The following is a 26,475-nucleotide window of genomic DNA, read 5'->3' as shown; positions in this document are numbered from 1 at the left end:
CGCTGTAGCTGGTCTGGCAGGGGGTAGTGTACGAGTTGATTCGCAGTGGCGCGGGTCCGACAAGCTACAGCGTATCCTTCGCAAACTACTCGTCATGCCGAGTATTTCCAGAAAAAAAGCTTACCTTTTCTCCCGCCTTTGCCTACCCCCTTTCCCGCCATGTTTGCCCTCACGCCCACCCGCGCCGCCACGCTGCGCGCCATCGCCGACACGTTTATCCCAGCCGGGCCGGGTGCGGACGGCCTACCCCCCGGTTCGGCCCAGGTGGACCTAGATAAGCTAGTGACGGCCCTGCGCGCGCAGCCGCTGGGCGAGCAAGTGGAGTTTGAGCAGCTGCTTGATTTATTGGCTAAACCCCTAGCCGGCCTCACCTGGTGGGGGCCGCTGCGGCCGTTTCTGGACCTTACGCCCGCCCAGCGCGAGGCGCTGTTGCAAAGCTGGGCCGGCTCGCGGCTGCCGCCGCTGCGCAAGGGCTTTCACGCGCTGCGCAAGCTGTGCACGTTTTTATATTACGGCGATGCGCCGGCCGGCGGCCCCAATCCGGCCTGGGCGGCGCTGGGCTACCCCGGCCCTACCCCCCCGGTGGACGCCCGCCCGCCCGGCGCGACCGAGCGCCCGCTAAAGCCCCTCGCGCCGGTGGCCGACACCACGTATTGCTGCGACGTGCTGGTGATTGGCTCGGGCGCGGGCGGCGGGGTAGTGGCCGGCGAATTGGCCCAGGCCGGGCACGACGTGCTGGTGCTGGAAGCCGGCCCCTACCTGCACGGTGCGGACTTCACGCAGCGCGAAGCCGACATGATGGGCCGCCTCTACGACGCGCGCGGCGCGCTCAGCACCCGCGATGGCAGTATTGGCATATTGGCCGGGGCCTGCCTGGGCGGCGGCACTACCGTGAACTGGGCCGGCGCGTTTCGCACCCCCGACTACGTGCTGGAAGAATGGGCCCGCGAGCACGCCGCGCCGCAGTTCATCAGCCCCGATTTTACCCAAAGCCTCGACGCCGTGGCCGCCGCCCTGAGCGTGAACACCGCCTACCCCCGCCACAACGGCCAGAACCAGGCCCTGCTGGACGGCTCGGCCCGGCTGGGCCAAAAAACGCGCCTCATTCCGCGCAATGAGAAGGGCCTGAGCGAATCCGACGCGCACTTTCAGGGGCTGGGCTACTCGTCCTTGGGCGATGCGCACGGCATTAAACAGGGCACTTTGAATACTTACCTGCGCACGGCCGCCGACCACGGCGCGCGCCTGCTGGCTGGTGCGCGGGTGGAGCGCGTGACCATTGTGGGCGGCCGGGCCACCGGGGCCGAGGCTGTGCACACTACTGCCGCGGGCCGCCGGGTGCGCATTCTGGTGCGGGCGGGACAGGTAGTGGTGGCGGGCGGGGCCGTGCAAACGCCGGCGCTGCTGCTGCGCTCGGGGCTGCGCCACCCGCATTTGGGCCGGCACCTGCATTTGCACCCTACCGTGCCGGTGGCGGCGCACTACCCCTGGCCCATGCGCTCGTGGCACGGCCCCAGCATGAGCGTCGTCAACGACACGTTTACGCGGCTGGGCGGCACCAACTTCGGGGCCAAGCTCGAAACGCCGCCCACCCACCCCGGCCTGCTGGCCATGGTGCTGCCCTGGCAATCGGGCGCGCAGCACCGCGAATTACTGCAAGCCGCCGACCACCTGGGCTCGTTCATCGTGCTCACCCGCGACCGCGACGGCGGCCGGGTGCGCATAGACAAGCAGGGCGCGCCGCTCATTGATTATCAGCTCTCTGGCTTCGACAAGAAGAGCATGCTGGCCGGCATCCGGGCGGCCGTTGATATTCACGTGGCAGCCGGGGCGCACACCGTGTACCTGCCCCACGGCACGCTGCCCACGCTGCGCGCCAAAGACGGGGTAGTGCAAAACCCCGAGCTGCTGGCCGCCCTACCCCACCTGCCTTGGCAGCCCAACCGCTACGGCCTCTACAGCGCCCACCAGATGAGCACCTGCCGCCTGGGCGGCCGCCGCGCTACCCACCCACTGCGCCCCAGCGGCGAAACCGTGGAGGTAAAAAACCTCTACGTGGCCGACGGCTCGGCCTTTCCGGCGTGCAGCGGCGTCAATCCGATGCTCACCATTATGGCGCTGGCCCACTATACAGCCCAGGGTCTGAAAGCTACGCGGCCCAGCTAGCCAGGCCGTCTTCATTGCAAACCTTAAATTATTGGTAGTCAATGGCCTGCTATGTGAGACTGCGGCCAAGCAGCCAGCGCGAACGCTGATGAACAAGAAAATTAGTAATTTTACTTGTTATAATTACATTTTTTTTTACATAAAAAACTAACCCTCAATACTTTTGCTACTTGTGTTACCTGTATATTTGCTACTACGCCGTTTGTATGTGCAGCTTATATGCCTGATTTTATTTCCGCTAACCATTCACCAGTTGCGCTTACTCAGCTCGGAACGACTGCCAGGCAAGCAGCCAGCACCGAGGCAGAGCTTGCGGAGCTGCGACAAGCGCTAGCCGCGGCCGAGCGGCAGTTGGCCGCTACCAGGCAGCAGCTAACGGAGCAGCGGGAGTTTTACGAAGGCGTGCTCAACGCGCTGGCCGTGAACGTGGCCGTGTACGATGCCGACCTGCGTTTCTGCTTCATCAATTCGGCCGCCATCAGAGACCCGACCGTGCGGGCGTGGGCATTGGGCAAAACGAATGAGGACTATTGCACTCACATTCAGCTGCCTACCGAGCTGGCCGCTGCGTACCAGGGTTACTATGAGGAGGCGCGCCGCACGCGGGCCGAAGTACGCTGGGAAGAAAGCCTGGCTACCGGGCACGGTCCGCGGCGGCAGGTGCGGCGCTTTCAGCCACTGTTTGGGCCCGATGGGGAGCTGCGCTTTATGGTGGCATCGGGCGTGGATATTACCAAGCGCTACCAGGCCGAGCAGCAGCTGGCCGAGCAGCGCGCCTTTTACGAGCTGGTGCTTAATCAACTGCCGACCGACGTTGGCGTTTTTGACGCGCGCCACCACTATCTTTTTGTGAATGAGTGCGGTATAAAAGACCCGGTCGTGCGCGAGTGGGTTATCGGGCGCGATAATTTTGCGTATTTTGCCCGCACCAACCGGCCCCGCGCGATGGCCGAGGAGCGGCGCGTGCGCTTTGAGCAGGCCGCGCGCACCCGCCAGTCCGTGAGCTACGAGGAGCAGTTTGCGCGGCCCGATGGCACGCGCCATTTGCTGCGCTGCATCCAGCCGGTTTTTTATCCTGATGGGGCACTCCACCTGCTGGTGTGCTACGGGCTCGATATCACGGAGCGGGTGCGGGCCGAGCAGACACTAACCCAGGCCAAGGTAGTAGCCGAGGAGTCGGCGCGGGTCAAGGAGACGTTTCTGGCCAATATGAGCCACGAGATTCGCACGCCCATGAATGCCATCCTGGGCATGAGCCAGCTGCTGGCCAAAACCGCGCTCGCCGACGACCAGCTGAGCTACCAGCAGGCCATTGCTACCTCGGCCGAAAACCTGCTCGTCATCATCAACGACGTACTCGACCTCTCGAAGCTGGAAGCTGGCAAGCTGGTGCTCGAAATCATTGGCTTTGCGCCTACCCACCTGCTGGCCCAGGTAGAGCAGACGCTACGCTTCAAGGCCGCCGAAAAGGGCCTGAGCCTGCTGCTAGAGCTGGGGCCGCAGGTGCCGCCCGTGCTGCTCGGCGACCCCTCCCGCATCCGGCAAGTACTACTCAATCTGGCTGATAATGCCTTGAAGTTCACGAATAAAGGGTCCGTAACGGTGGCGTGCCAGCTGCTGAACAACAGCCCCGAGGTACCCGCCGATACTGTGGCCCTGGAGTTTCGGGTGACGGACACCGGCATTGGCATCGACCCGGCGTACCTGACGACCATGTTCACGGAGTTCAGCCAGGCCGACTCGTCGGTGACGCGCGAGTTTGGGGGCACGGGGCTGGGCCTGAGCATCTGCCGCGACCTGGTGCGGCTCATGGGCAGCGAGATTCAGGTGAGCAGCCAGAAAAATAAGGGTACTACCACCCGCTTCGTGCTGCACTTACCAGTGGGGCCGCCGCAGGCCGTGCCGCGCCGCAAACTGCCGCCCCTCACGGCCCAGCACCGGGCTTTGCTACGCGGCCGGCGCGTATTGCTGGTGGAAGATAATTTATTTAACCGCCAGATTGCCAAGTCGTTCATGACTCAGGCCGATATCCTGGTAACTGAAGCCGAACACGGAGCCCAGGCCGTGGAGCTGGCCCAGCATCAGCGCTTCGACCTGGTGCTGATGGACGTGCAGATGCCCGTGATGGATGGCTACGCGGCCACCGCCGTGCTGCGCCAGCAGCTAAACCTGCCTACCCCCATTCTGGCCCTCACGGCCAACGCCATCAGCGGGGAGCGCGAAAAATGCCTGGCGGCCGGCATGAATGGCTACCTGGCCAAGCCCTTTCAGGAAGCGCAGTTGCTTCAGCTGCTGCTCGAATGGATAGTGCCGGGCTCGGCGGGGGCGGCCGCCCCCGCCGAGCCGGAGCCCCTACGCCCCCCCAAGCCAGCGGGGATAGCCCGGCCCGATGCTAGCCTCTACAGCATCGACGACCTGCTCAAAGCCGGGCAGAACGACCCGGACTTCGTGCTCTTTATGCTCCAGACGTTCGCAGATAGCTGCCAGGAAGCCCTGCGCGACCTGCGCCGCGGGCTGCGCGAGGCCGATGTGGTGCTGCTCAAAAGCACGGCCCACACACTCAAGCCCAGCCTGCAGCACCTCAACGCCTGGCAGGCCCTGCCGCCCGTCGAAAAAATCAACTGCTGGGCCGGGGCCTTCGCCCTGGAGCCGCTGCGCATACTGGTAGAAACCGTGGAGCTGCTACTGCGCGACGTGCTAGCCCAGATTGCCGGCGACCTGCACGCCGAGCGCGTGATGAGCCGTGTACTGACCAGATAGGGGGTAGGGCCATACTTTATACCAAGGCGGTTTGGGGGAAAGCTGTACCAGGTGGCCATTTTCTGCGTATCCTGGTCCTACTTCTTTCCATTGGCCCTCGGCCGCCACCTTATGAGTTCTACCCGCTTTACGCTACCGGCCCTGGCCCTGAGCTTGCTGGCTGCTGGCTGCTCCATCTTTCACCGCCACCGCGATGCGCCGGCCCCGCCGCCGGTCGCAGTCACGCGCTCAGCGGACACCCCTACCCCTCCCACCGCCGCCCGCGACCTCGCCGATGCCATGACGACCGTGCTGCGCCTCACTCCCGAGCAAACCGCCCAGGCGCGCCAAGTGCTGAACTCCACCGTGCGGCAGGCCAACGCCGCCCGCCAGGAATATCCCGCCTCCTCACCAGAGCTTGGCACGGCCCTCAAGCGCATCAACCTTGCCTCCGACAAGGAGCTGCGCCAGGTGCTGGGCCCCGCTGCTTACCGCGAAATGCAAACCAAGCAGGCTCAGATTCAGGCCGAAATGCGGAAATGATGAGCGCTCCCACTAAAACGCAAAAAAGGGGGTTGCCGATATCGGCAGCCCCCTTTTTTAATTTAAAACCAACTGTTATTAGTTGTTGGTTTTGTCCGTGTAAGTTGTATCGGTCGTGGTGGTTTTACCGGGGATTTGCTCCACGTCCACTTCCGTGTTGCGCACGGTGTCATGGATAGTTTGCTCGCGCTCGGTTACCTGCTTGCCCAGTGATACTTCTTCCACTACGCGGGCCTCTTTGGCTACTACGGCGCGCTCGGCGCTTTCAGTCACTTCCAACTCACCTTCCTTGAAGGCTTTAAAGTCAGCCTCTGAAGCAACGCGGTCTACGGGGGTGCGCTGCACCGTTACGTGCTCTTCGCGCAGGCGCACGCTGGCTTCTACAGGCTTTTCTACGATGCGCGAGCGCAGGCGCACGCCACCGGTTTGCTCCACGCGCTTGCCCACTTGCAGGTTCTCCTCGATAACTTCGGCCTTCACGTTGTCGCCGGTTTGGTTGGTCTTGTCGGCCTGGTAATTCTGGTTGGTTTGGCCAGCCTGGTAGCTCTGGGGCTTATCGCCCGTTATGCCGCCATCCACATCCACGGCACCGGCATCGTCGAGGATACGGGCGGCGCGCTGGCTTTGGTCGGCCGAATCAACGTGCACGGTTACAACCGACGAGCCATTTTTGGCGGCTGCGGTGTAGCTGCGGGCATCGGCGTTGTCATCGCCCCCAAACAAAGAGCTAAAGAAGCCGCCGATGCTGTCATCGCTGGTGCGGCCCACACCGACATTAGCAGTTTCGCGGTGAGCCACGTCTACATAATCAAGCTTGAACCCGGCTTGCTCCAGGTTTTGAACGGCTTGCTGCGCCTCAGCGGCGGTATTGAAAATTCCAACTACGGTTTGAGCACTCATGGGAAAAGGAAAGAAAAGGGTGAAAAAAAATGGGAATCCTTAGGAGGCGGCCGATGGCTCGCGGGGGGGTAGGCGCTCGACCAGCACCTCCTCACGCCGCAGGTGCAGCGGCTCGGTGTGCTCAGTCGTCACCTGGCGCTTAGTTATGCGCAGCTCTTCCACCAGCAGCAGGCGCTTTTCAACCACGGCCACCTCGCGCAGCACCGGAATGATGAGCGTATCGCCCTCCTGGCGCGGGCCAGGGGCCACCGCGCCGGCCGGCAGCGTCTGGTTGAGCGGCACGCGCTCATAGTGCACTTCGTCGTGCTGCACAGGCACTACAATCTGCTCGTCGGCCTCGTGCACGCGCTTGGTTACTACTACCCGGCCGGTTTCCACTACCTCGCGCCGAATGGTGGCGCGCTCCTCAATAATGGGTAGCACCCGGCTTTCATCGGCCGCTTCGGAAGCGAGCCGCGAAGGCGAGGATGGAGTAGCTGGAGTCATGGTAGCGGCTGGGTGGGCAGCTACTTCTGCTGCGCCGATTCTTACGCACCCGTAGCCGACTCGTTGCCGAGTTCTGGCATTATCCCAACCTTATTATTAAGTAATTACCAAGCTCACAGACACTTGTTTTTTTCCACGTTAGTAAACATTAATTTTCCCTTCACACTACTCCATTTTGCCCAGTCAGCGGCGTTGCCCGCAGCAGCGCTACGTCGGTGTCTTCGTACAGCTCGCGTAGCGGCAGCGTCAGGTCTAGGTCGGGAATGGCGAGCACGGCGGCCGGCTCGGGTAGCAGTGTATAAATCCACTACCCGGCCTCATCGCGTTGAAACCACTCTACTACCCACTAGGTCTGCGAAATCAGTAGGTAGTGCCGCAGGCTGAGCAGCTTCTGGTAATTGGCAAATTCCTCCGTGCGGTCATAGTCGGCGGTAGAAGGCGATAGAATTTCGGCAATCAAGACCGGGTTGCGCACCAGGTAAGCATCCTGTCGGTCGGCCTGATGGCAGGTTACCAGCACATCGGGATAGACGTAATGTACGTCCTTCTTTAGCACAAGGCGAACATCTTCTATAAACGTTTGATAACCCTTACCTCGCAGCGCGCCGCACAAACTGGCGGCTAGGTTTTGGGCCAAGAGATTATGCGACTTGCCAGCCCCCGCCATTGCAAAGACCTCACCTTTAACGTACTCATGGCGCACCTCGCTGGCTCCTTCCAAAGCGAAGTACTCCTCTGGCGCGTAGCGACGCTCCCGTAACTCAGCTTATCCCATCGGCGCGTTTTTTCCAAGTATATGGCCGCCTACCCCCTACAAATACTTCAGCAGCCAGCCCAGCAGGCGGCGCGTGCGGCTGGTGTAAGGGGGGTAGAAGGGCTTGATGCCAGTGAGGCCCACGCGCTGCCGCAGCACCGCTTTTTCGTTGCTGAAAGCCAGGAAACCGGCGTGCCCGTGGGCTTTGCCCAAACCGCTGTTGCCAACCCCGCCGAAGGGTAGCGCGGGGTGCGCGAGCTGAATGATGGTTTCGTTCACGGCCGCGCCGCCGGCCGCGATGGTATCGAGCAGGTAGCGGCGATTAGCAGCGCTGGTGGTGAACACGTACTGCGCCAGCGGCTTGAGGCGGGCGTTGACGTAGGCCGCCGTTTCGGGCAAGCTTTGGAAGGTGAGCACGGGCAGCAGCGGGCCAAATATCTCTTCTTCCAGCACGGCCGCGCCGGCCGGCACATCGGTGAGGATAGTGGGTTCCAGGTAGCACTGGCGCTCGTCGAGGCCGCCGCCCTGGGCCACGGTAGCCCCGCGCGTTTGAGCATCTTCGAGCAGCCCGGCCAGGCGGGCGAAATGGTGCTCGTTCACGATGCGGGCGTAGGATTTAGACTGCTTAATCGCCTCATTGTCGGCCCCATAGTACGTCCCGATGGCCCGGCGCAACTCGGCCAGCAGCGGGTCGCGCACGCCGGCCTGCACCAGCAGGTAGTCGGGGGCCACGCAGGTCTGGCCGGCGTTGAGAAACTTACCCCACACTATTTTCTCGGCCGCATCGCGCAGGTTGGCTGTTTCATCCACGATGGCCGGGCTCTTGCCGCCCAGCTCTAGCGTGAGGCCGCTCAGGTGCTCGGCGGCGGCGCGCATCACGATTTTGCCCACCTGCGGCGAGCCAGTAAAAAAAATATGGTCCCAGGGCAGGCGCAGTAGCTCAGTGGCCACTTCCCTACCCCCCTCCAGCACCAGCACCTCCTCGGGTCGAAACAGCTCCTCGGCCATTCGGCACAGCAGGGCCGAGGTAGCGGGCGTTTGCTCAGCGGGCTTGATGACCACTGCGTTGCCGGCCGCAATGGCCGAGGCCAACGGGTCGAGGGCCAGGTAAAACGGGTAGTTCCAGGGTGCGATGATGAGCACCACGCCTTTGGGCTCGGCCTGCACCCAGCCCGTAGTGCCGGCCAGGGCCAGTGGCGTGCCCACTTTGCGCCGGGCTGCCCAGCGCTTCAGCTCGCGGCTGCTGTGCCGAATCTCAGTTAGCGAGGGCCAGATTTCGGTGAGGTCGGTTTCTTCAGGCGGCTTCCGAAAATCCTGGTACAGCGCCTGTTGAATGGCGGCCCGGTTGGCCAGCAGCCAATCGGCCAGCCGGGCCAGCCGCTGGCGGCGGGCGGCCACGTCCTCGGCCCGCAGGGCCGGGGCCTGCGCCCGCAGGGCCGCAAACTCGGCGGCGAAGCGGTAAGCAGTGGGCGGCGTGGGCACGGCCGGCGCGGCGACGGGGTAGGCAGAGGTTGTCATCAGCAGGAAAAGGAAGCGCTAGTTGATTGAGCGGCTGAAAGATACACCTACTACTTCTCTTCTTGGCCACGCCCGCAGCCAAGCTGCGCGACTACCCCGAATTATCCAAAAAAGGCCCGTTCCTCAAAAGAGAAACGAGCCTTTTTACATAGAGCAAAAGGTCTAGAGCAGACCTTTCTTCACCGTGCGGTGGCCGTGCTCGTCAATTTTGATTTTCGTACCGTCGGCACGCTTAATCTTGAGCGAGCCGTCATCACTACGCTTGATTTTCGCGCCATTCTGGTATTTTACTTTTTTATCATCCGCGTTGTTTTCCAGCTTCTTGATGCCTGAACCCTGACCTACGCGGGCTCCAAGACTAGGCTTGGTTTCGGTGGCCTTGGCTACGGCGGCAGTATAAGGGCCTACATAGTACTGGCCAGCGTTGCTGGTGTACGTCTTATACTCGGGCTCCGTTACGGTAGTTTTCACCGCACTGCTAGTCTGGTCGTTAGCAGCCTTCATAGCGGCGTAGCGGCCGGTGGTATCGGTGGCGTAGCGCGTCTCAATGGCCCTCATGGCCCGGCCGCGGGTGTAGTAGATGGGCCGCAGCTTGGTGGGCAGGGTAGTATCGGCGGCGTTGAGGTCGGCGGCCACGCGGGTAGCCAGGGTATTGGCGGCGTTGCGGTAGGCCAGCGTGTCCACGGCAGCTACTTGGTTGGTAGTGGCCGGCGTAGTGGTCGTTTCAGTGGTTTTGGTATCCTGCGAGCAGGAGGCGAAAGCGAAAGCGGCCGCAGCCGTTAAAAGAAGAAAACGGGTGTTCATAAGGTTGGAAAGCGTGAGGTAGCGGCATTGGCCGCAAGTAGCCCCTGTGTACGGGTAGGCCTAAGTGATAGTTGCCAACTCCTTATGCAAGAAGTTGGCAACTAGCTATTTCTCCGTAAGAATTGCTTATTTACTCTTACGCATTGACCACTGAGCCGCCGTTGGGGTGCAACGTCTGGCCCGAGAAGTACGAAGCATCTTCCGAGGCCAGAAACACGTAGGCCGGGGCCACTTCCGAAGGCTGGCCGGCGCGGCCCATTGGCGTATCGTGGCCGAAAAGCGGCAGCTTCAGCAGCCCTACCCCCACAATAAACGGCGTCCAGATGGGACCCGGCGCCACCGAGTTCACCCGAATGCCTTTCTTAATGAGCTGCAACGACAAGGCCCGCGTGAATGCCTCAATCGCGCCCTTGGTGGAGGTGTAGTCGAGCAGCATCTCGTTGCCCTTGTAGGCGTTCACCGAGGTGGTGTTGATGATGGCTGCGCCTTCCTTGAGGTACTTGAGCGCCGCCCGCGTGATGCGGAACATGGCGATAATGTTGAGGTTGAAAATACTGTCCAGCTCATCATCCGTAATCTCCTCCAGCGTGTCGTGCCAGTTTTGCTCGGCCGCGTTGTTCACCAGTACATCCAGCTTGCCGTATTCGGCCACGGTGCGCTCCACAATTTCGCGGCAAAAGTCGCGCTGTTTAAGGTCGCCGGGTAGTAGCAGGCAGCGGCGGCCGCGGCCCTGCACCAGCTCCTGGGTTTTTTCAGCATCCTGCTGCTCAGTAGGGAAGTAGCAGATGGCCACATCGGCCCCCTCGGTGGCAAAGTGCACGGCCACGGCCCGCCCAATGCCCGAGTCGCCGCCCGTGATGAGGGCCACCTTGTCTTTTAGCTTATCGACCCCTTTGTAGCCGGGCCGAATGTGCTCGGGCTCGGGAGTCATCTTGTATTCTAAACCGGGTTTGCCGGCCCCAGCGTCCTGTTTCTGGGGCGGGAAGATAGTGGGTTCGTCAGCCATTTGATTGGTAATGCGTTGGGAGTTGTGGAAAGGATTTGGCTTAACGGCCGGCGGCGGCGGGGGTTACTGGCGGCGGCGCTTTTTTAAGTAAAAATTTGGTTCTTTGCGGCTTCCCTACCCCCCCGCCCGTGCCCGAGCCGCTGCCTGCTTCCACTTTGCCGCCTACCCCCCCGGCGCACCGCCACTTCGCGCTGCATAAGCCCTGGGGCTACCTCAGCCAGTTCACCAGCGAGTTTGCCAAAGAAGTGAAGAAGAAGCGCTTCCTGGGCGAGCTGGGCGACTTCCCGGCGGGCACCATGGCCATCGGTCGCCTCGATGAAGACAGTGAGGGCCTGCTGCTGCTCACCACTGATGGCCGCGTGAGCGAGCAGGTCCGCGGCCGCCACGTGGAGAAAGAATACTACGCCCAGGTAGACGGCCAGCTCACACCCGAAGCCCTGGACCGGCTGCGGGGCGGCGTCGACATCAGCCTGCGCGGCACCTTGTACCGCACGTTGCCCTGCCAGGCGCGCCTGCTGGCCGAGGCCCCCGCCCTACCCCCCCGCGGCCGCGCCATCCGGTCCGACCGCCACGGCCCCACGAGCTGGGTGGCCCTGGTGGTGACGGAGGGTAAATTCCGGCAGGTGCGCAAGATGACGGCCGCCGTGGGTTTCCCCACCCTGCGGCTGGTGCGCGTGCGGGTTGGCGAGGTGCACCTAGCGGGCCTGCCAGCCGGGGCCAGCCGCGAGGTAACGAGCTTTTTTGAAAAATAACCAGTAGCTTCGGGACTTATTCCGGTGCGAGCTGGTTATAACCTAGGCGGTTGCCGGTCGGCGACGGTCTATCATCGCCCCGCAACCGAATACCCTACACCCCCCCTATGGCCAGAGCGCAAGAAAGTTTCAGCAAGAAAGAAAACGAGAAAAAGCGGCTGAAGAAGCAGCAAGAAAAGTCCGAGCGCCGCGAAGAGCGCCAGGCTAACAAGAAGGATTCGAGCCTCGAAGAGATGATGGCCTACGTGGACGAAAACGGCAACATTACGAACACGCCGCCCGACCCAACCCGCAAGAAGAAGGAAATCAACGCCGAAGACATTCAAATCGGCGTGCCCAAGCAGGAAGACCGCGAGCCGGAAGACGTTATCCGCACCGGCACCGTCACGTTCTTCAACTCCTCCAAAGGTTACGGCTTCATCAAGGATGGCACCAGCCAGGAAAGCATTTTTGTGCACGCCAACGCCCTGGGCGGCCTCACGCTGCTGGAAGGCAATAAGGTCACGTTTGAGGTAGAGCCGGGCATGAAAGGCCCGACCGCCGTGCGCGTGAAAATGAGCGCTTAGCACGCCCTACCCCCTTTTATAGAGAGGCGCCGGAAACTATGAGTTTCCGGCGCTTTTTTGGTTTTTGGCCGAGAAAAATCAGGATTGAGGTATTGCTTCTTCCGTTACTGATTTCCACTCGCCGATGACGATGCCGGTGCGCTTGATTTCTTGCACGAAGGGATTCCAATCGGTAAATTGTGCGGGGGAGAAGGTATGGGGTTCGATGTCTATAAACTCCTTCCGAATAGCGGCATCGCCTAGCAAGCCGACATCCTGGAAGCCGAAGCCTGTGAACTCATCGGCTACTAACGCCACGTCAATATCGGAGAATTGGCGCTGCTCGTTGCGGGCATAAGAACCAAATAGAATTACCTGCCGAAGTCCTATATGTTGTTGGCAAATAGCCTCGGCGAACGCCTTGGCCCGCGCTAGGGCAACTGACTGAGTAAGCATAGTCGGAGGTCGGTTACGTCTTGCAATACGGACTGGGTGAACGTCTTAGTCGCTAGTTACCGCAGGTTGGTGGTGTAGCTTTCATATCGTCCTTCCAGTTGAAAAGTATTCAATTGCTGTACGAATCGGGCTTGCATTGATGTCAACACTAACGAAGTATCAGCCAGCAACTTACTAATATTGTGCGTAAATGGCGGCGTATCTCCAGCATTGTCTTTCACCCACAATGCTTTCGCCAGTTTCTCAATCGCCAGATGTGCCCAAAACAGACAGGGCACGTAGGCCCCGGCTGTAAACATGGTGCTAACTTCCTGCCAATTCTGGTCAGCTCCGTTTAGCCAATGCGCAATATGGTCTTTTTTAGTCATGATTTTCAGCGAGTTAAATCCCATTAGTTAGGTTCAGGATACCCGCAAGCCAGGTAGCATGTTATCGCTGACAACATGAAATTTACATATGAATCGCCCGATTATCCGTAGCCGCCAGGCAGGCTTCTTTCATGGCTTCGGCGTAGGTGGGGTGCGAGTGGCTCATGCGGGCCACATCCTCGGCGGAGGCGCGGAATTCCATGGCCGTTACGGCTTCGGCGATGAGGTCGGCGATGCGCGGACCAATCATGTGCACGCCCAGGATTTCGTCGGTAGTTTTGTCGGCCAACACCTTTACGAAGCCGTCGGTGTCGCCGCTGGCGCGGGCGCGACCGCTGGCTTTGAAGGGAAAGCTGCCCACTTTGTAGGCTCTGCCCTGCTCTTTTAGCTGCTCTTCGGTGTAGCCTACCCCCGCCACTTCGGGCCAGGTGTAGACCACGCCGGGGATGAGCAGGTAATTGACGTGCGGCTTCTGGCCGGCGATGGTTTCGGCTACGAACACGCCTTCTTCCTCGGCCTTGTGGGCCAGCATCGCGCCCCGGATTACGTCGCCGATGGCGTAAATACCGGGCACGTTGGTTTGCAGGTGCTCATCCACCTTGATGCGGCCGCGCTCTTCCATCGCTACGCCGGCAGCTTCCAAGTTGAGGCCAGCAGTGTAGGGCGCGCGGCCCACGGCCACCAGGCAGTAGTCGCCTTCCAGCTTCAGTTCCTCCCCTTTGGGGTTGGTGGCGGTTACGGTCACGGTGTCGCCGGCGCGGGTAGCGCTGGTCACTTTGTGGCTGAGGTAAAACTCAATCCCAATTTTGCCCAGCACGCGCTTCAGCTCTTTGCCCAGGCTGCGGTCCATCGTCGGAATAAGCGAATCGAGGAATTCGACCACCGAGACTTTCGCCCCCAGCCGGGCGTACACGGAAGCCATTTCGAGCCCGATAACGCCGCCGCCAATCACAATCATATGCTTGGGCACCTCACGAATGGTCAGCGCCTCGGTGCTGGTGATGATGCGCTGCTTGTCCTGCTGAATGAAGGGTAGGACGGTCGGCTTAGAGCCGGTAGCAATGATAACGTTTTTGGTTTCAATCTGCTGCGCCTCGCCGCCGGCCAGGGGCGTAATACTCAGGTGGTTCTTATCCACGAACGCGCCGATGCCTTGCAGCACCTCAATTTTGTTCTTTTTCATGAGGTAGGCAATGCCGTCCACGTTGGCTTTCACCACGCCGGCCTTGCGGTCCATCATGCGGTTCATGTCCACCGTCAGGTTGTCGAGGCCGATGCCGTGCTCCGCAAACACCGAGTGGGCGTTGTGGTAGTGCTCCGACGAGTCGAGCAGCGCCTTGCTCGGGATGCAGCCCACGTTGAGGCAGGTGCCGCCCAGCGTGGGGTATTTCTCAATAAGCGCCGTTTTCAGGCCTAATTGCGCGCAGCGAATGGCGGCCACATACCCGCCAGGGCCCGAGCCTACCACGGTCACATCGTACTGATTCATAATCGCAAAAACAAGGATAAAGCCAGTAATCGGCTAGCTCTTACAAAGGTAGTTTCTGGCTAAGAAGTTTGTCATTGCTGCGCGTTGCTCGCACTGACAAACGCTTTGACCAAGGTTAAGCTACCGCTTGGGCCGGGGGCTGAGGGCTACCCCACCAGCCAGCACCAGCGCGTCCTCGCCCGCGCCCACGGCAGAAGTATTGAAACCCGTTTTTTCGCTGATGCTTTTGCGCAGGTAAAACGTTAAGAACGTGACGGCTACCGCGCCCAGGCCACCCACGAGCGCGCCTTTGAAAGCGCTACCGCCCTGGCTTTTGTACCACGTAGCGCCGACCAACGCGCCCGAGGCGGCGCGCGCGCCCAGCTGCTGCGGCTCAATACGGTCGCCGGTTTGGGGCAGCTTGTCGCCCACCAGTTCGCCGGCGGTTAGCAGCTTGAGGGTAGCGGCTACCCCCGGCCGGGCCAGGAAGCGCAGCGGCGAGCCCGCCATGCCGGGGGCCAGCGCCCGGTGCGAGAGATAATCGCTCAGAAACATGGGGCCGCTGGTGGCGCGGGCTCCCGTGATGGCGGCAAAGCCCAGCGCGGGCCAGAACTTGGCGGCGCGGCGGGGGGTAGGGACAGGCTTGGATTTCATGGCAGTGGGAATCGGGGAAAGAATTCAAAGTAGTAACGAGAAGCCCGCCGAAACAACTGACCCGGAATGCATAAAAAAGCGGCGACTTCCGGCCGGGAAGTCACCGCTTTTTACGGGTAGGCGCGCTGTTTATACGCCCAGCAGCAGGCGCGTCGGGTCTTCGAGCAGCTCCTTCACCCGCACCAGGAACGACACCGACTCGCGGCCATCCACCACGCGGTGGTCGTAGCTCAGGGCCAGGTACATCATGGGCCGAATCACGACCTGCCCATTCTCGGCCACCGGCCGTTGAATGATGTTGTGCATCCCCAGAATGGCCGACTGCGGCGCATTAATAATCGGCGTGCTCAGCATGGAGCCGAAAATGCCGCCGTTGGTGATGGTAAACGTGCCGCCCGTCATCTGCTCCAGCGTCAGCTTGTTTTCGCGGGCCAGGCCGGCCAGGCGCACCACTTCCTTCTCAATGCCCTCAAAGCTCAGCTTTTCGGCATTGCGAATAACCGGCACCACCAAGCCCTTGGGGGCTGACACGGCAATGCTGATATCGCAGAAATCGGAGTACACCAGGTCGCCGCCTTCGATGAAGGCATTCACGGCCGGCCACTCCTGCAAGGCCACGCACACGGCCTTGGTGAAGAAGGACATAAAGCCCAGCCCTACCCCGTTCTTTTCCTTGAACTTGTCCTTGAACTTGGTGCGCAGGTCCATGATGGGCTGCATGTTCACCTCGTTGAAGGTGGTGAGCATAGCCGTTTCGTTTTTCACCGCTACTAGGCGGCGGGCTACCGTTTTGCGCAGGTTGCTCATGCGCTCGCGGCGCTGCGTGCGGGTTCCGGGTTCCGGGCTGCTGGTTACTGGTTGGGCAGGCGGCGCGGGGGTAGGGGCCGGTGCAGCAGGCTGGGCCTGCGCGCTCTGCGCGTCTTCCTTCGTGATGCGACCATCGCGGCCGGTGCCGGCCACATCGGTAGAATTAATGCCTTTCTCCCCCAGAATTTTGCCGGCAGCGGGCGAAGGCACGCCGGTGGCGTAGGTGCTGGCCCCATTGTTAGCTGGCTGCGCGGCGGCTGGAGGAGGGGTAGGCGCGGCCGGCGCACTGGCCGCCGGAGTCGTTGCGGCTGCCGCACCACTACCCCCCTCAATACGGGCGATAATGGCCCCAATGCTAATGGTTTTGCCCTCCTGCACGGCATGGCGCAACGTGCCGCTCGCCTCGGCAGGCAGCTCGAAGGTGGCTTTGTCCGATTCCAGCTCGGCAATTACCTCGTCGCGGCTCACCTGCGCGCCGTCGGGTTTCAGCCATTTAGCCACCGTCACTTCGGTGATGGACTCGCCCACAGGGGGGATTTTCATCTCGACCGTACTACCACTACCACTGCTGGCAGTCGTCGGCGCGGCATCGGCGGCACCGGGGGTAGCGGGGCTGCTGTCGGGGCGGTCAGCGGGCGTACCGCCGTAGCCGGCCTGGTCGCTGGCCTGCGCGTTCTCCTCGCCCTTATTCAGCGGGTCGGCCGCGGCGGGGGGGGTAGGGGCCGGGGCGGCCGCGCCGTTGCGGCTGCTGGCCGCGCCATCCAGCTCGGCAATGACGGTACCGATGTTTATCGTCTCGCCCTCGGCCACCCGGATTTTTAGTACGCCATCGGCCTCGGCGGGTAGCTCGAAGGTGGCTTTATCCGATTCCAGCTCGGCAATCACTTCGTCGCGCTTCACGGCCGCGCCGTCGGGCTTAAGCCACTTGGCGATGGTGACTTCGGTAATGGATTCGCCAACGGCGGGGATTTTGATTTCGGTGGGCATGGTAGGCGGGGGTGAGAAAAGCGTATTTTCGAAATTAAACCAATCAGGCTTGCGCCAGGGGACGCAAAATGCTACTAAAATGCCGGGCTATCGCCAAAGCGTCCAGCACTTCGGGGCAGGGCTAGTTGCTGGTACGGTGGGTAACGAATATCCACCGCATAGTCGGCCAGCAGGTCAGCTTGGTCCAATTGGTTAGCTGAAAAAATAACGACTGAAGAAAGATGTTGTAACAACGCGGGTAAATCGTGGGTGCGGCGCACCAGTAGTTGGTAGGCTATCAGTACGGCTTTGGCATATTTCTCTACTACTTGCTGGCAGGCAAAAGGCACGTGATAGCCGTAAAAAGCCACATCCTCCGCGTGCATCCGCTCCACCACACGCAAATCCAGGTCAGCGATAGCCAACCAGTTTTCTGCCTGCAGCTTGTCCGAAGCACTAAGCGGCTGCATATAGGGTCCGCCATTCATTAAAAGCCTGTGCTTCGATGCTGAACCGGGCACGGGCCGCTTGTTGAGCTTCTTCCGGCGTGCGTACTAGCACATCCATCGGAATACCCGTGCTACGCACCAGCCGCCGCACCGCCAGCGCCCGCTCCTTCCGCGTGGGTCCGAGGCCACTCTTCAGCACCAGCAAATCCAGGTCACTATCCCCCGTAGGCACCCCGTAGGCATACGCGCCGACCAGGATTATCCTGTCCGGCGCGTAGCCTTCCACAATGCGCTGCACAACAGCCTGGATTTGCGCTTCGGTTATCATGACCGCAGACTCAAACGGATTTAAGGGATAGAACGGATACAGGGCTGAAGCCCCTTGCTACTTGGGAGGAGTGGGTTAGTCCAGTTTTTTAGCGGCTTCCGTCGTTTCCTTAATTTGCTCGTCGGCCACGGCATTTTGGGCTTTATCGAAGGCGCGGGCCACGATTTCTTTTTGCTCTTTCACATGCACCTTGTTGTAGCCGGTAGCGGGCGAGGCCGAGGGCTTGCGGGCTACCACATCGTGCAGCTCGCGGCGCATAAAGCGCAGCAGGTAGTTCCAATAGCCCATGTTTTCGGGCTCTTCCTGCACCCAAATGAGCTTGGCTTTCGGGTACTTCGCCAGCTCGGCAGCCAGCTGCTTCTGCGGGAAAGGGTGCAGCTGCTCCAGGCGCACGATGGCCACGTCGCGGCGGTCGGACTGCTGCTGTTCGTCCAGCAAATCGTAGTACACCTTGCCCGAGCACAGCAGGACTTTTTTCACCTTTTTGGCTTCAGCGAAGCCGTCGCCCAGCACTTCCTGGAAGCGGCCGCTGGTAAAGTCTTCCACCGACGACACGCACTGCGGGTTGCGCAGCATCGACTTGGGCGACATAATGACCAGCGGCTTGCGGAAGCTCCAGGTCAGCTGCCGGCGCAGGGCGTGAAAGAAATTAGCGGGGGTAGTGATGTTAGCGACCACGATATTATTCTCGGCCGACAATTGCAAAAAGCGCTCGGGGCGGGCGTTGGAGTGCTCGGGGCCCTGGCCCTCGTAGCCGTGGGGCAGCAGCATCACCAGGCCGTTCATGCGCTGCCACTTGCTTTCGCTGCTCACCACAAACTGGTCAATCATGGTTTGCGCGCCGTTGGCGAAGTCGCCAAACTGCGCCTCCCACACCACCAGCGCCGTGGGGTTGGCCATGCCGTAGCCAAACTCAAAGCCCAGCACCGCATACTCGCTCAGCAGCGAATTGTAGATGCTCAGCTGCTGGTGCTCGCCCTTCAGGTAGTTCAGCGAATTGTAAGGGGCCGAGGTTTCGGCATCGTGCAGCACCGCGTGGCGGTGCGAAAACGTGCCGCGCTGCACATCCTGCCCACTCACGCGCACCATATGGTTTTCGGTTAGCAGCGAGCCGTAGGCCAGCAGCTCGCCGGCCGCCCAGTTCAGCACCCGCGTTTCGTAGAACATCTTGCGGCGCTCCTTCAACAAGTTGTCAATCTGCTTGATGGGTCGGAAATTCTCGGGAATCGTCGTGAGCGCCTCGGCCACTCGCGCCACGGTCTCCTCGCTGATACCGGTTTCGGGCGACTGGTCGAAATCCGCGTTGGTGCTGCGGCGCAGCGTGCGCCACTCGTTTTCGAGTGCCTGATATTTGTAGGGTAGGGGTTGCTGCTTCACCTGGTCGAGCCGGGCTTGCAGCGTGTCCCGAAACTCGCGGTCCATCTGGCTGGCCAGCTCGGCATCCACGTCGCCACGTTTCACGAGGGTCGCGTTGTAGACTTCGCGCGGGTTGGGGTGCTTCGAGATGACGTTGTAGAGCGTGGGCTGGGTGAACTTGGGCTCGTCCGACTCATTATGGCCGTGGCGGCGGTAGCACACCATATCGATGAAAATATCGGCGTGAAACTGCTGCCGATACTCCGTGGCCAGCCGCACCGCAAACACCACCGCCTCCGGGTCGTCGCCGTTCACGTGAATCACCGGCGCATCGATAATCTTCGCTAAATCAGTGCTGTAGATGGACGAGCGCGCATCCTCAAAATCGGTCGTGAAGCCAACCTGGTTGTTAATCACGAAGTGAATGGTGCCGCCCGTCTTGTAGCCTTCGAGCTGCGACATCTGCGTGACCTCATAGCCGATGCCCTGGCCGGCCAGCGCCGCGTCGCCGTGAATCAGAATCGGCAGAATCTGGTGGTAGTCGCCGCCATACTGATGCTCAATCTTGGCCCGCACGAAGCCTTCTACTACCGGATTTACCGCCTCCAGGTGCGAAGGGTTAGGCGCGAGCTTTAGGTTAACCCTTTGACCGTTAAGCGCTTCTACTTCCGATGAGTAGCCCATGTGATACTTCACATCGCCGTCGCCCATCGTAAGGTCGGGGGTAGCAGTGCCCTCAAACTCCGAGAAAATCTGCTCGTAAGTCTTGCCCATGATGTTGGCCAGCACGTTCAGGCGGCCGCGGTGCGCCATGCCAATCATCACTTCCTTCACCCCCAGCTCGGCGGCACGATTGATGATGGCATCCAGGGCCGGAATGGTCGTTTCGCCGCCTTCCAGCGAGAAGCGCTTCTGCCCCAGAAACTTGGTGTGCAGGAAGTTCTCGAACACCACTGCCTCGTTCAACTTCTTGAGAATCCGCTTCTTATATTCCCCATCCGGGTTAAAAGCCAGCGCATCGTGCTCCACTTTCTGCTGAAACCACTCCAGCACCTGCGGGTCGCGGATGTAGGTGTACTCGAAGCCCACCGTGCCGGCGTAGATGCTGGTAAGTGCCGCTACTATTTCGCGCAGCGTCGCGCCCTGGCCCAGCCCCAGGTCCTCACCCTGCCGGAATTTCGTATCCAAATCACCGTCGCTCAGGCCGAAATCGGTGAGACTCAGGCGGGCCTGGCGGTCTTTGCGCTCGCGCACGGGGTTAGTTTTGGCGCGCAGGTGGCCCCGGCTGCGGAAGGCGTGGATGAGGTTGCGCACGGCCGTTTCCTTGTCGCTGGCCGGGGTGCCTTGCGCCAGTGGCGGCGCGTTGTTGGTTGAAGCGGACGTGTTGAGCACGCCGTAATCGTCGGGCTGCGGCCGGGGGCCTGGGGTAGGCGCGGCGCTGGTTTTCAGCGCGTTGCCATTAGCAGCCGTGCCGTTAGCTACGCCTTCGGCACTGGGCAAAATCGGCGCGCCCTCGGGAAACTGCTGCGAAAAATCGAAGCCTTCAAAGAACTTACGCCAGCCAAAATCCACCGATTCTGGGTTGCTGCGGTACGCCTGATAAAGCGTTTCGATGGCCGCCGCGTCCGCGTTGGCGATATAGGTGTACGTATCCATGACGGTGGGAAATTGAAAATACTACAGAGAGCAAGACAAAGGTAAAATAGCTGATAACAAAGCAAAAACCCACATTCGGTTAAACGAATTTAGCTGCTTTTCACAAAGTTACTTTATGACTGAGCAGCTGTTTACTTAGCAAGAATGACCAATTTAGGCAGAATTAGCAGGACCCAAGTATAATTGGACGGCTCAGGAAGGTTTCATGGAGCCTTTTGCTGAACTACTCTGCTCCTCACGGCATCAAGTTCACGCGAAGATTATAAGCCAAATTAATTAGCATTATTTCGGTAAGATTTAAGGCGCTTGATTACCTACTGCTTATTGAATAGGATAATGAGGAAGGCACCAAACCTTATTATCTTACTAGCTGTTAGAGACTTCGCGCTTCCGCCAAAACGGTAGCTGTCCCTACCCCGTCGGGCTAAAAATGACGGCCAACTGACCCAGTATTTAATGCATAATGTCAAACTAGTTGCTAATATCTTGCTTGCTGCGGCAGCGCTGGGTACTGCGCACCACGAATTGAAAGTTACCCGCTCCAGCACCGGCAGCAGCACTTTTTTAACCACTGAAGGCCGCAGCAAGCGATTAGTGCTCCGCACTCGTCGGCAGCCGCTGGTCGAGGTCAGCGGCCCCACCTATACCGTAACGGCTACTGCCTACCAGGCCGTAGCCGGCCAAACGGATGATGAGCCATTCGTGACGGCTGACAATTCGCATATCCAACCCAATTACAGCAGCAAAACCCGTTGGATGGCCCTTTCGCAAGACCTTTTGGCACGTTGGGGTGGCAATTTTCAGTATGGTGACAAGGTATGGGTAAGCGGCATTTCACCACAGCTTGATGGCCTTTACACGGTGCACGACACTATGAATAAGCGCCACCACCATTGCCTGGATATTCTAACTCACCCCAGTGAGAAGTTCGATATTTTCACGAAAGGGGTAAAGCTTCGACTGGCACGGCTAATGGCTACCCCCCTGCTAGCCAGCCAGCGCCGGCCGCGGGCAGGCACTCGGGCCACCGCGCAAGCCAGCAACCGGGCCTACGCAAAAGGGCGGCCACCGCACCGGCGACCACCCTTTGCCCTGAAGTCCGCGAAGCGCGCCGACTACTTTGCCAGCGTCATCTTATAGATGCGGAACGGCTCGCGGGGCTGCCCTACCCCCTTATTCCAGTACGGTGTTTTGTGAATAGCCGAGGTTGTGAAGTAGAGGTGCTGGCCATCGGGGTCCCAGCTAAAGGTATCGGGCCATTCGAGGCGGGCCTCTTTCACGAGAGTTTCCGTTTTGCCAGCGGGCGTGCGGCGAAGAATGGCTCCTTCCTCAAAATTGGTTAGGTAGAGATTATTCTTGCTGTCCAGCTCCATGCCGTCGCAGGCGGGCGCATCGGGTAGCTTCTCCACGGCGGCCTGCACCTGGGCCGGGCTCAGAGCGGCATTGCGCAGCGCGGCGGTTTTGATGCGGTAGAGCGAGTGGCCCGACAGCGCACGATAGTAGAGGTACTGGTTATCCGTGCTCAGGGCAATGCCATCGGCTTTGAACTGGCCGGGCTTGCCCGTGGGGTCGTAAAGGGCGTGGCCCTGGGCCTTGGTAATGAAGTTCTTATCGGGTAGCGTCGAGGGCTGCTTAGCCAGTAGCTGGCGCGACTTACCGGTCTTCAAATCCGTCACGACCAGCGCGCCGGTGCCCGAGTCGGTGAGGTAGGCGTACTTATTCTGGAGGTCGATGCGCACGTCGTTGAGGTACGACTTGCGCGGAGCCACGCTCTCGGGGTAGAGAATGGTTTGGAGCACCTGGCCGGTTTTAGGGTCCGTCTTCACCAGCTTGGGGCCGCCGGGCACCGTGAATTTGAGGCCGGGCGCGGCGGGGTCCACTATCCAGAGCATCCCCTGGGTATCGACGTAACCGGCCTGTGGGCAAATCCAATGCTTCTGGGGCTCGGCCTTTACCGAGTCGTTCCAAGTGCACCAGCCGGCATCGGGGTAGGGCGTGAGGGTATTGTTGGCCCCCACCAGCGCCACCGGGAAAGTCGGGTTATAATCCCAGCGCGGCGAAAAGGCGAATATCTTACCCCCCGGAGCTACAGCTACGCCCGTCACCTGCGGAGCGTTGAACTCGGCCACGATGGTCAGCGGTGAATTGGCCGGCGCGGGGGCAGGCACGTGGGCGGCCGTAGAGTCGGCGGGCATGGTGCCGCGCGGCTGGTCGGCAGTGGTTGGGGTGGAATTACAGGCCGTCAGCAGCAGGCTGGCGGCGGCCACGGCTACTGGGCTGGCCCAGTTTTTAAGTGGAAAAGAGTGCATAGAATGGAAAGCGGGAAACCCCGGCTCGTTAGTTGGGCCGGATTTTTCCATACGGGCGGCGCGGGGTAGCTGTTCGGTTGAGCTTAACTCTCACCTCCCAGCCCTGCCAGCTGTGCCGCCGCGACGGCGGCCGACTGCGACGCACCCTCAGCCCCGTAAAGCAGGCTCAGCGGCTGAAAGGGATTGTGCAGGATGTGCGTGTCAGTAAGGCCCCAGCGGGGCCAGAGGCCGGCCAGGGTGTGGGCGTAGGCCAAATTGTCCCAGGGGCTGAACGCGGCCGCGGTCACGTCGTCCACGAGCGCATCAAGCACCAGCTCGGCACCGGCAGCATCGGCGGGGGTAGGGCGGCGCGGGTACACGTCCGGCACCACGGCCAGCAGGTAGGCCGCGTAGTAGGCGCGGGCCTTGAACTCGGCCACCTGCGCCGGGTGCAGCGGGCGCTGCGCCTCGGCGTACACCCGGCGCATGGCCTGCCCGATGAGGCCCACGTCGATGAGCGTGACCACCAGCACGGCAGAACCTAATTTCAAGCTAAATACCAGCGTGTTTAGGTCATCATCCAGTTCAAAGGCCGGGGCCTCATACGCCGCGTCGGCTTCGAGCACGAACACCGAACCCGGCACGAAGTCGGCATAGTCGGTGGGCACCCGCAGCCCTTGCAGCAGCTGAAAAAACGCCTGAAAGCGCCGCACCAATTGCGCATTTTCGGCCAGCGGGTATTCGGGCTTGATGAGTGGCTCCTGCTGCTGCAACAGCTCCGTGACGAAGATGCCGTAGAACATCTTGCCCAGCCACTGCCACAGCCGGGCGGGGGGTAGGGCCCGTAGCGCGGCCGGCCCAGCCAGCGCGGCGGCCTGCACCTCGGCTTCCAGCGCGGCCAGGCGCGGGCGCAGCGCCGGCGCCAGCGGCAGCCGCAGCGCCCCAAAGGTGGTTTGGCTCTGGTCGAGCAGCCGCAAGGGCCGTTCGGCCAAGCCGTAAGCGGCTTGCAGCCAGTCACCAAACACGGGCACGGTGGCCTTGGGGCCCACAGGCTCACCAGTCAGGAAGCAGCGGCCGGGGCCGAAGCGCATCCCCTCGAAGGGGTCGTAGAGGGTAATCATAAAGCGGGTAGCGGACGGGCGCAAAGGTCGGGCCACTCAGAGCAACGCCCTAGCCAAGTGCGTGGAGAATGCCGGCTGATAAAAGCAGTTGGCCCCAGAAAAAAGGTAGTGGCCAAGTTCTTATAAATCATTCCTAAAGTCAGATAATTCCTACTTATTTTTTTGCTAGTCAACATTTTATAAATAGAAACCACTGAAATTAACGTCTGATTGTTTCAACTATTAACATTGCTTTACACCTGATTTCTTTTAGTTTCGTTCGCAATCCGACTCCGTGCGGTACTGAGAACCAATAACTTATCTCCTTCACTCTTTTTGCCAGTTTACTTACGTCTACCCCAGCCCGGCCCGCGACGCGGTGGAAGTGCACCTGAGTGAAGCCAGCTTGGCGGCGGCCAGCCCCGCCGAGCCGGTGATGGTGCGCCTCTTCGACGCCCAGGGGCAGCCCCGCGCCGAGCAGCGCAGCCACGGCGAGCGCGTGTTGCGCCTCAAAACCGACAAGCTGCCCACCGGCCTCTACTTCATCCACATCCTGCGCGGGCAAAAAGTCCTGAGCCGGCAGCAGCTTCGCATCGAACAATAGGCAATATGGGGGCGGTCTCGCTGTGGCAGGCTGCCCCATTAAGTATCCTTTTTTAGTAATTCTTAAACTATAATTCTTATGAAATCTTTCTAGGTATTCGCATTGGCCGCCTTTGGCTTACTGGCCGGCTGCCAGAAAGACCCGACAACGGGCACCACGGAAGTGAGCGACCAAATCGTGGAGAGCATTAGCAAGCAGCCCGTAGGTGGGGGCACGGTGCAGGTCTACCACGCCAGCACGGGCGGGGGCTACGTGCCCGTGGACTCCCCCTACCCAGCTGACGCGCAAGGGCCGCTTCAGCCTTCCACCCGCTATGAGCCACCGTGTACGAAAAGGCCCGGCAGATTTAGAAATCTGCCGGGCCTGCTTGATTTTGCTTGAGCTGCTAGCGCGACAGCAGATTGCTAGCCTTAATTAGCAAGCGGCTTAAATTGTGCAGCGGGTCGGAGTAGCCGTTGGCGGCTTCCTCGCCGGCTTTGGCGGCTTCGGCCCCGAGGCTGGCTAGAGCTTCGGCTACCGCGTGGCTCTGGGTGTCGGGGGCTTCGAGCAGGCCGCGCAAGGCGTTGATTTCCTGCTTAATCTTGGCCAGACCGGGGCGGTCGCTGGCGGCCAGCACGGTGTCCCAGCGCTCCAGCTCGCGCAGGCCGGTGGCCCCGTCAGCGTTGGGCATGGCCTGGCTCAGCAGGTTAAGAGTATCGGTGAGCAGCGCCGAGCTTTGCTCATCGCTGATGTGCAGCTGCACGTCGGGGGCGGGGGTAGGGTGCGGGGTAGGGGCGGTGGAATCCATGAGGAGGGTATGAAATACGTTTACTGGCTATACTTGGCCCACCCCAAAAAAGTTGGTGCCGGCCCGGCCGCCTACCCCCCGCCGGGGCTAGAAGTTGGGCGAGAGCGAGTACTTATGGTAGAAGTCGTCAATAATCTTAACGGCTTCGCTGGCATCGTCCACTATCTGCACCAGGTTGATATCTTCGGGCGAAATATTGTGCTCCTCGCTCAGCATCACGTTGGTAATCCACTCAAACAGGCCGCCCCAGTAGGCCGAGCCCACCAGCACGATGGGGAAACGCCCGATTTTCTTGGTCTGAATCAGGGTCAGCGCCTCAAACAGCTCGTCGATGGTGCCGAAGCCGCCGGGCATCCCCACGAAGGCCTGGGCGTACTTCACAAACATCACCTTGCGCACAAAAAAATAGTCGAAATCGATACACTTATCCTGGTCGATGTAGATGTTGTGGGTCTGCTCGAAGGGCAGCTCAATGTTGAGGCCCACCGACTTGCCGCCCTCGGCACGCGCGCCCTTGTTGCCGGCCTCCATGATGCCGGGGCCGCCCCCGGTGATGACGCCGTAGCCGTGGCGCACGAGCTTGGAGGCAATTTCCTCGGCCATCTGGTAGTACTGATTGTCGGGCTTGGTGCGGGCCGAGCCGAAGATGCTCACGCAGGGGCCAATTTTGGACATCTTCTCGAAGCCCTCCACAAACTCGGCCATCACCTTGAAAATCTGCCAGCTATCGGCGATTTTTATCTCGTTCCAATCTTTATCCACGAAGGCTTTGCGGATGCGCTGCTCGTCGGGGTCCTGGCCGTTTTTGGCCGGGCCGCCGGTTTGCTGCCGCAGCTCCGTGATACTGGTGAGCTTGTTGTCGTTGACGTTGGGCTGCACAATGGTCTTGCCCGAGCCCGCGTTCAGGGTTTCGTCGGACGACTTGGTTTTACTGGTTTTCTTGAGTTTAGACATGAGTAAGCCAGTGTGGGGAAA

24 protein-coding genes and 1 pseudogene are annotated in these 26,475 nt (G+C 60.7%); 7 read left to right on the top strand and 18 right to left on the bottom strand.

What is annotated here, in order from left to right:
• Positions 1 to 138 precede the first annotated feature (138 nt).
• From LC531_RS19650 to LC531_RS19640, 3 genes are all read left to right on the top strand, one after another.
• Complete coding sequence (locus LC531_RS19650; RefSeq protein WP_223653311.1) at positions 139 to 2,166, top strand: FAD-dependent oxidoreductase; 2,028 nt, start codon at positions 139 to 141, stop codon at positions 2,164 to 2,166.
• A gap of 219 nt (positions 2,167 to 2,385) precedes the next feature.
• Positions 2,386 to 4,926, top strand: coding sequence for a hybrid sensor histidine kinase/response regulator (locus LC531_RS19645; RefSeq protein ID WP_223653309.1), 2,541 nt, complete (start codon positions 2,386 to 2,388; stop codon positions 4,924 to 4,926).
• A gap of 111 nt (positions 4,927 to 5,037) precedes the next feature.
• Entirely contained in the window at positions 5,038 to 5,448 is a 411-nt protein-coding gene (locus LC531_RS19640) for a hypothetical protein (protein WP_223653307.1), read from the top strand.
• A gap of 78 nt (positions 5,449 to 5,526) precedes the next feature.
• Here LC531_RS19640 and LC531_RS19635 read toward each other — a convergent pair whose 3' ends face one another.
• From LC531_RS19635 to LC531_RS19610, 6 genes and pseudogenes are all read right to left on the bottom strand, one after another.
• Positions 5,527 to 6,348, bottom strand: a complete 822-nt coding sequence (locus LC531_RS19635; RefSeq protein WP_223653305.1) for a YsnF/AvaK domain-containing protein — start codon at positions 6,346 to 6,348, stop codon at positions 5,527 to 5,529.
• Positions 6,349 to 6,387: 39 nt separating this feature from the next.
• Complete coding sequence (locus LC531_RS19630; RefSeq protein ID WP_223653303.1) at positions 6,388 to 6,834, bottom strand: YsnF/AvaK domain-containing protein; 447 nt, start codon at positions 6,832 to 6,834, stop codon at positions 6,388 to 6,390.
• Between the two features lie 346 nt (positions 6,835 to 7,180).
• Positions 7,181 to 7,561: pseudogene (locus LC531_RS19625) on the bottom strand (Uma2 family endonuclease); the annotation flags it as partial.
• Positions 7,562 to 7,645: 84 nt separating this feature from the next.
• Positions 7,646 to 9,106: an aldehyde dehydrogenase family protein gene (locus tag LC531_RS19620; protein ID WP_223653299.1), complete on the bottom strand. Its 1,461-nt coding sequence runs from the start codon at positions 9,104 to 9,106 to the stop codon at positions 7,646 to 7,648.
• Positions 9,107 to 9,268: 162 nt separating this feature from the next.
• Positions 9,269 to 9,910: a hypothetical protein gene (locus LC531_RS19615; RefSeq protein ID WP_223653297.1), complete on the bottom strand. Its 642-nt coding sequence runs from the start codon at positions 9,908 to 9,910 to the stop codon at positions 9,269 to 9,271.
• Between the two features lie 136 nt (positions 9,911 to 10,046).
• Complete coding sequence (locus LC531_RS19610) at positions 10,047 to 10,916, bottom strand: SDR family oxidoreductase (protein ID WP_223653295.1); 870 nt, start codon at positions 10,914 to 10,916, stop codon at positions 10,047 to 10,049.
• A gap of 128 nt (positions 10,917 to 11,044) precedes the next feature.
• Here LC531_RS19610 and LC531_RS19605 point away from each other — a divergent pair, with 128 nt between their 5' ends.
• Complete coding sequence (locus tag LC531_RS19605) at positions 11,045 to 11,668, top strand: pseudouridine synthase (protein WP_223653293.1); 624 nt, start codon at positions 11,045 to 11,047, stop codon at positions 11,666 to 11,668.
• Between the two features lie 107 nt (positions 11,669 to 11,775).
• Entirely contained in the window at positions 11,776 to 12,234 is a 459-nt protein-coding gene (locus LC531_RS19600; protein ID WP_223653291.1) for a cold-shock protein, read from the top strand.
• Between the two features lie 78 nt (positions 12,235 to 12,312).
• Here the strand turns inward: LC531_RS19600 and LC531_RS19595 are convergent, their stop codons facing one another.
• From LC531_RS19595 to LC531_RS19560, 8 genes are all read right to left on the bottom strand, one after another.
• On the bottom strand, positions 12,313 to 12,669 hold the full coding sequence (locus LC531_RS19595; RefSeq protein ID WP_223653289.1) for a nucleotidyltransferase domain-containing protein: 357 nt from the start codon (positions 12,667 to 12,669) through the stop codon (positions 12,313 to 12,315).
• 56 nt (positions 12,670 to 12,725) lie between these two features.
• A complete protein-coding gene (locus LC531_RS19590) occupies positions 12,726 to 13,037 on the bottom strand; it encodes a HEPN domain-containing protein (protein WP_223653280.1) in 312 nt (103 codons plus the stop codon).
• 82 nt (positions 13,038 to 13,119) lie between these two features.
• Entirely contained in the window at positions 13,120 to 14,526 is a 1,407-nt protein-coding gene (gene lpdA / locus LC531_RS19585) for a dihydrolipoyl dehydrogenase (RefSeq protein ID WP_223653278.1), read from the bottom strand.
• Positions 14,527 to 14,646: 120 nt separating this feature from the next.
• Positions 14,647 to 15,159, bottom strand: a complete 513-nt coding sequence (locus LC531_RS19580; protein ID WP_223653276.1) for a DUF4126 family protein — start codon at positions 15,157 to 15,159, stop codon at positions 14,647 to 14,649.
• Positions 15,160 to 15,288: 129 nt separating this feature from the next.
• Positions 15,289 to 16,953, bottom strand: a complete 1,665-nt coding sequence (gene odhB / locus LC531_RS19575) for a 2-oxoglutarate dehydrogenase complex dihydrolipoyllysine-residue succinyltransferase (RefSeq protein WP_223653274.1) — start codon at positions 16,951 to 16,953, stop codon at positions 15,289 to 15,291.
• A gap of 74 nt (positions 16,954 to 17,027) precedes the next feature.
• Complete coding sequence (locus LC531_RS19570) at positions 17,028 to 17,420, bottom strand: HEPN domain-containing protein (protein ID WP_223653272.1); 393 nt, start codon at positions 17,418 to 17,420, stop codon at positions 17,028 to 17,030.
• Complete coding sequence (locus LC531_RS19565) at positions 17,389 to 17,709, bottom strand: nucleotidyltransferase domain-containing protein (protein WP_223653271.1); 321 nt, start codon at positions 17,707 to 17,709, stop codon at positions 17,389 to 17,391. The genes LC531_RS19570 and LC531_RS19565 overlap by 32 nt, the downstream gene beginning before the upstream one ends.
• A 75-nt stretch (positions 17,710 to 17,784) precedes the next feature.
• Positions 17,785 to 20,721 carry a 2-oxoglutarate dehydrogenase E1 component gene (locus LC531_RS19560; protein ID WP_223653269.1) on the bottom strand — a complete coding sequence of 979 codons (2,937 nt, stop codon included), beginning with the start codon at positions 20,719 to 20,721 and terminating at the stop codon, positions 17,785 to 17,787.
• Between the two features lie 525 nt (positions 20,722 to 21,246).
• Here LC531_RS19560 and LC531_RS19555 point away from each other — a divergent pair.
• Positions 21,247 to 21,861, top strand: coding sequence for an RlpA-like double-psi beta-barrel domain-containing protein (locus LC531_RS19555; protein WP_223653267.1), 615 nt, complete (start codon positions 21,247 to 21,249; stop codon positions 21,859 to 21,861).
• Here LC531_RS19555 and LC531_RS19550 read toward each other — a convergent pair.
• Together LC531_RS19550 and LC531_RS19545 are read right to left on the bottom strand one after the other, a co-directional pair.
• Positions 21,837 to 23,030: an SMP-30/gluconolactonase/LRE family protein gene (locus tag LC531_RS19550; RefSeq protein ID WP_223653265.1), complete on the bottom strand. Its 1,194-nt coding sequence runs from the start codon at positions 23,028 to 23,030 to the stop codon at positions 21,837 to 21,839. The two genes, LC531_RS19555 and LC531_RS19550, sit on opposite strands and share 25 nt — an antisense overlap.
• An 83-nt stretch (positions 23,031 to 23,113) precedes the next feature.
• Positions 23,114 to 24,130: a hypothetical protein gene (locus LC531_RS19545; protein ID WP_223653264.1), complete on the bottom strand. Its 1,017-nt coding sequence runs from the start codon at positions 24,128 to 24,130 to the stop codon at positions 23,114 to 23,116.
• Positions 24,131 to 24,422: 292 nt separating this feature from the next.
• On the opposite strand from LC531_RS19545, the gene LC531_RS19540 reads away from it, so the two are divergent.
• Positions 24,423 to 24,713 (top strand): T9SS type A sorting domain-containing protein, encoded by a 291-nt coding sequence (locus LC531_RS19540; RefSeq protein WP_223654016.1) that lies wholly within the window; start codon positions 24,423 to 24,425, stop codon positions 24,711 to 24,713.
• 385 nt (positions 24,714 to 25,098) lie between these two features.
• Here the strand turns inward: LC531_RS19540 and LC531_RS19535 are convergent, their stop codons facing one another.
• Both LC531_RS19535 and LC531_RS19530 read right to left on the bottom strand, forming a co-directional pair.
• On the bottom strand, positions 25,099 to 25,500 hold the full coding sequence (locus LC531_RS19535) for a hypothetical protein (protein ID WP_223653263.1): 402 nt from the start codon (positions 25,498 to 25,500) through the stop codon (positions 25,099 to 25,101).
• Positions 25,501 to 25,587: 87 nt separating this feature from the next.
• Positions 25,588 to 26,454: an LOG family protein gene (locus tag LC531_RS19530; RefSeq protein WP_223653262.1), complete on the bottom strand. Its 867-nt coding sequence runs from the start codon at positions 26,452 to 26,454 to the stop codon at positions 25,588 to 25,590.
• Between the last annotated feature and the right edge of the window lie 21 nt (positions 26,455 to 26,475).

The organism is Hymenobacter psoromatis (assembly GCF_020012125.1).
GTDB classification, from domain to species: Bacteria; Bacteroidota; Bacteroidia; order Cytophagales; family Hymenobacteraceae; genus Hymenobacter; species Hymenobacter psoromatis.
The sequence above is the reverse complement of the archived record's forward strand: the minus strand, read 5'-3'. Positions and strand labels throughout refer to the sequence as shown.

Excerpts from the sequence above, each read along its gene's own strand:
- LC531_RS19645 (WP_223653309.1), top strand. The coding sequence starts at position 2,386 with ATGCCTGATTTTATTTCCGCTAACCATTCACCAGTTGCGCTTACTCAG.
- LC531_RS19640 (WP_223653307.1), top strand. The coding sequence starts at position 5,038 with ATGAGTTCTACCCGCTTTACGCTACCGGCCCTGGCCCTGAGCTTGCTG.
- LC531_RS19635 (WP_223653305.1), bottom strand. The coding sequence starts at position 6,348 with ATGAGTGCTCAAACCGTAGTTGGAATTTTCAATACCGCCGCTGAGGCG.
- LC531_RS19630 (WP_223653303.1), bottom strand. The coding sequence starts at position 6,834 with ATGACTCCAGCTACTCCATCCTCGCCTTCGCGGCTCGCTTCCGAAGCG.
- LC531_RS19620 (WP_223653299.1), bottom strand. The coding sequence starts at position 9,106 with ATGACAACCTCTGCCTACCCCGTCGCCGCGCCGGCCGTGCCCACGCCG.
- LC531_RS19615 (WP_223653297.1), bottom strand. The coding sequence starts at position 9,910 with ATGAACACCCGTTTTCTTCTTTTAACGGCTGCGGCCGCTTTCGCTTTC.
- LC531_RS19610 (WP_223653295.1), bottom strand. The coding sequence starts at position 10,916 with ATGGCTGACGAACCCACTATCTTCCCGCCCCAGAAACAGGACGCTGGG.
- LC531_RS19600 (WP_223653291.1), top strand. The coding sequence starts at position 11,776 with ATGGCCAGAGCGCAAGAAAGTTTCAGCAAGAAAGAAAACGAGAAAAAG.
- LC531_RS19595 (WP_223653289.1), bottom strand. The coding sequence starts at position 12,669 with ATGCTTACTCAGTCAGTTGCCCTAGCGCGGGCCAAGGCGTTCGCCGAG.
- LC531_RS19590 (WP_223653280.1), bottom strand. The coding sequence starts at position 13,037 with ATGACTAAAAAAGACCATATTGCGCATTGGCTAAACGGAGCTGACCAG.
- lpdA (WP_223653278.1), bottom strand. The coding sequence starts at position 14,526 with ATGAATCAGTACGATGTGACCGTGGTAGGCTCGGGCCCTGGCGGGTAT.
- LC531_RS19580 (WP_223653276.1), bottom strand. The coding sequence starts at position 15,159 with ATGAAATCCAAGCCTGTCCCTACCCCCCGCCGCGCCGCCAAGTTCTGG.
- odhB (WP_223653274.1), bottom strand. The coding sequence starts at position 16,953 with ATGCCCACCGAAATCAAAATCCCCGCCGTTGGCGAATCCATTACCGAA.
- LC531_RS19570 (WP_223653272.1), bottom strand. The coding sequence starts at position 17,420 with ATGAATGGCGGACCCTATATGCAGCCGCTTAGTGCTTCGGACAAGCTG.
- LC531_RS19565 (WP_223653271.1), bottom strand. The coding sequence starts at position 17,709 with ATGATAACCGAAGCGCAAATCCAGGCTGTTGTGCAGCGCATTGTGGAA.
- LC531_RS19560 (WP_223653269.1), bottom strand. The coding sequence starts at position 20,721 with ATGGATACGTACACCTATATCGCCAACGCGGACGCGGCGGCCATCGAA.
- LC531_RS19550 (WP_223653265.1), bottom strand. The coding sequence starts at position 23,030 with ATGCACTCTTTTCCACTTAAAAACTGGGCCAGCCCAGTAGCCGTGGCC.
- LC531_RS19545 (WP_223653264.1), bottom strand. The coding sequence starts at position 24,130 with ATGATTACCCTCTACGACCCCTTCGAGGGGATGCGCTTCGGCCCCGGC.
- LC531_RS19535 (WP_223653263.1), bottom strand. The coding sequence starts at position 25,500 with ATGGATTCCACCGCCCCTACCCCGCACCCTACCCCCGCCCCCGACGTG.
- LC531_RS19530 (WP_223653262.1), bottom strand. The coding sequence starts at position 26,454 with ATGTCTAAACTCAAGAAAACCAGTAAAACCAAGTCGTCCGACGAAACC.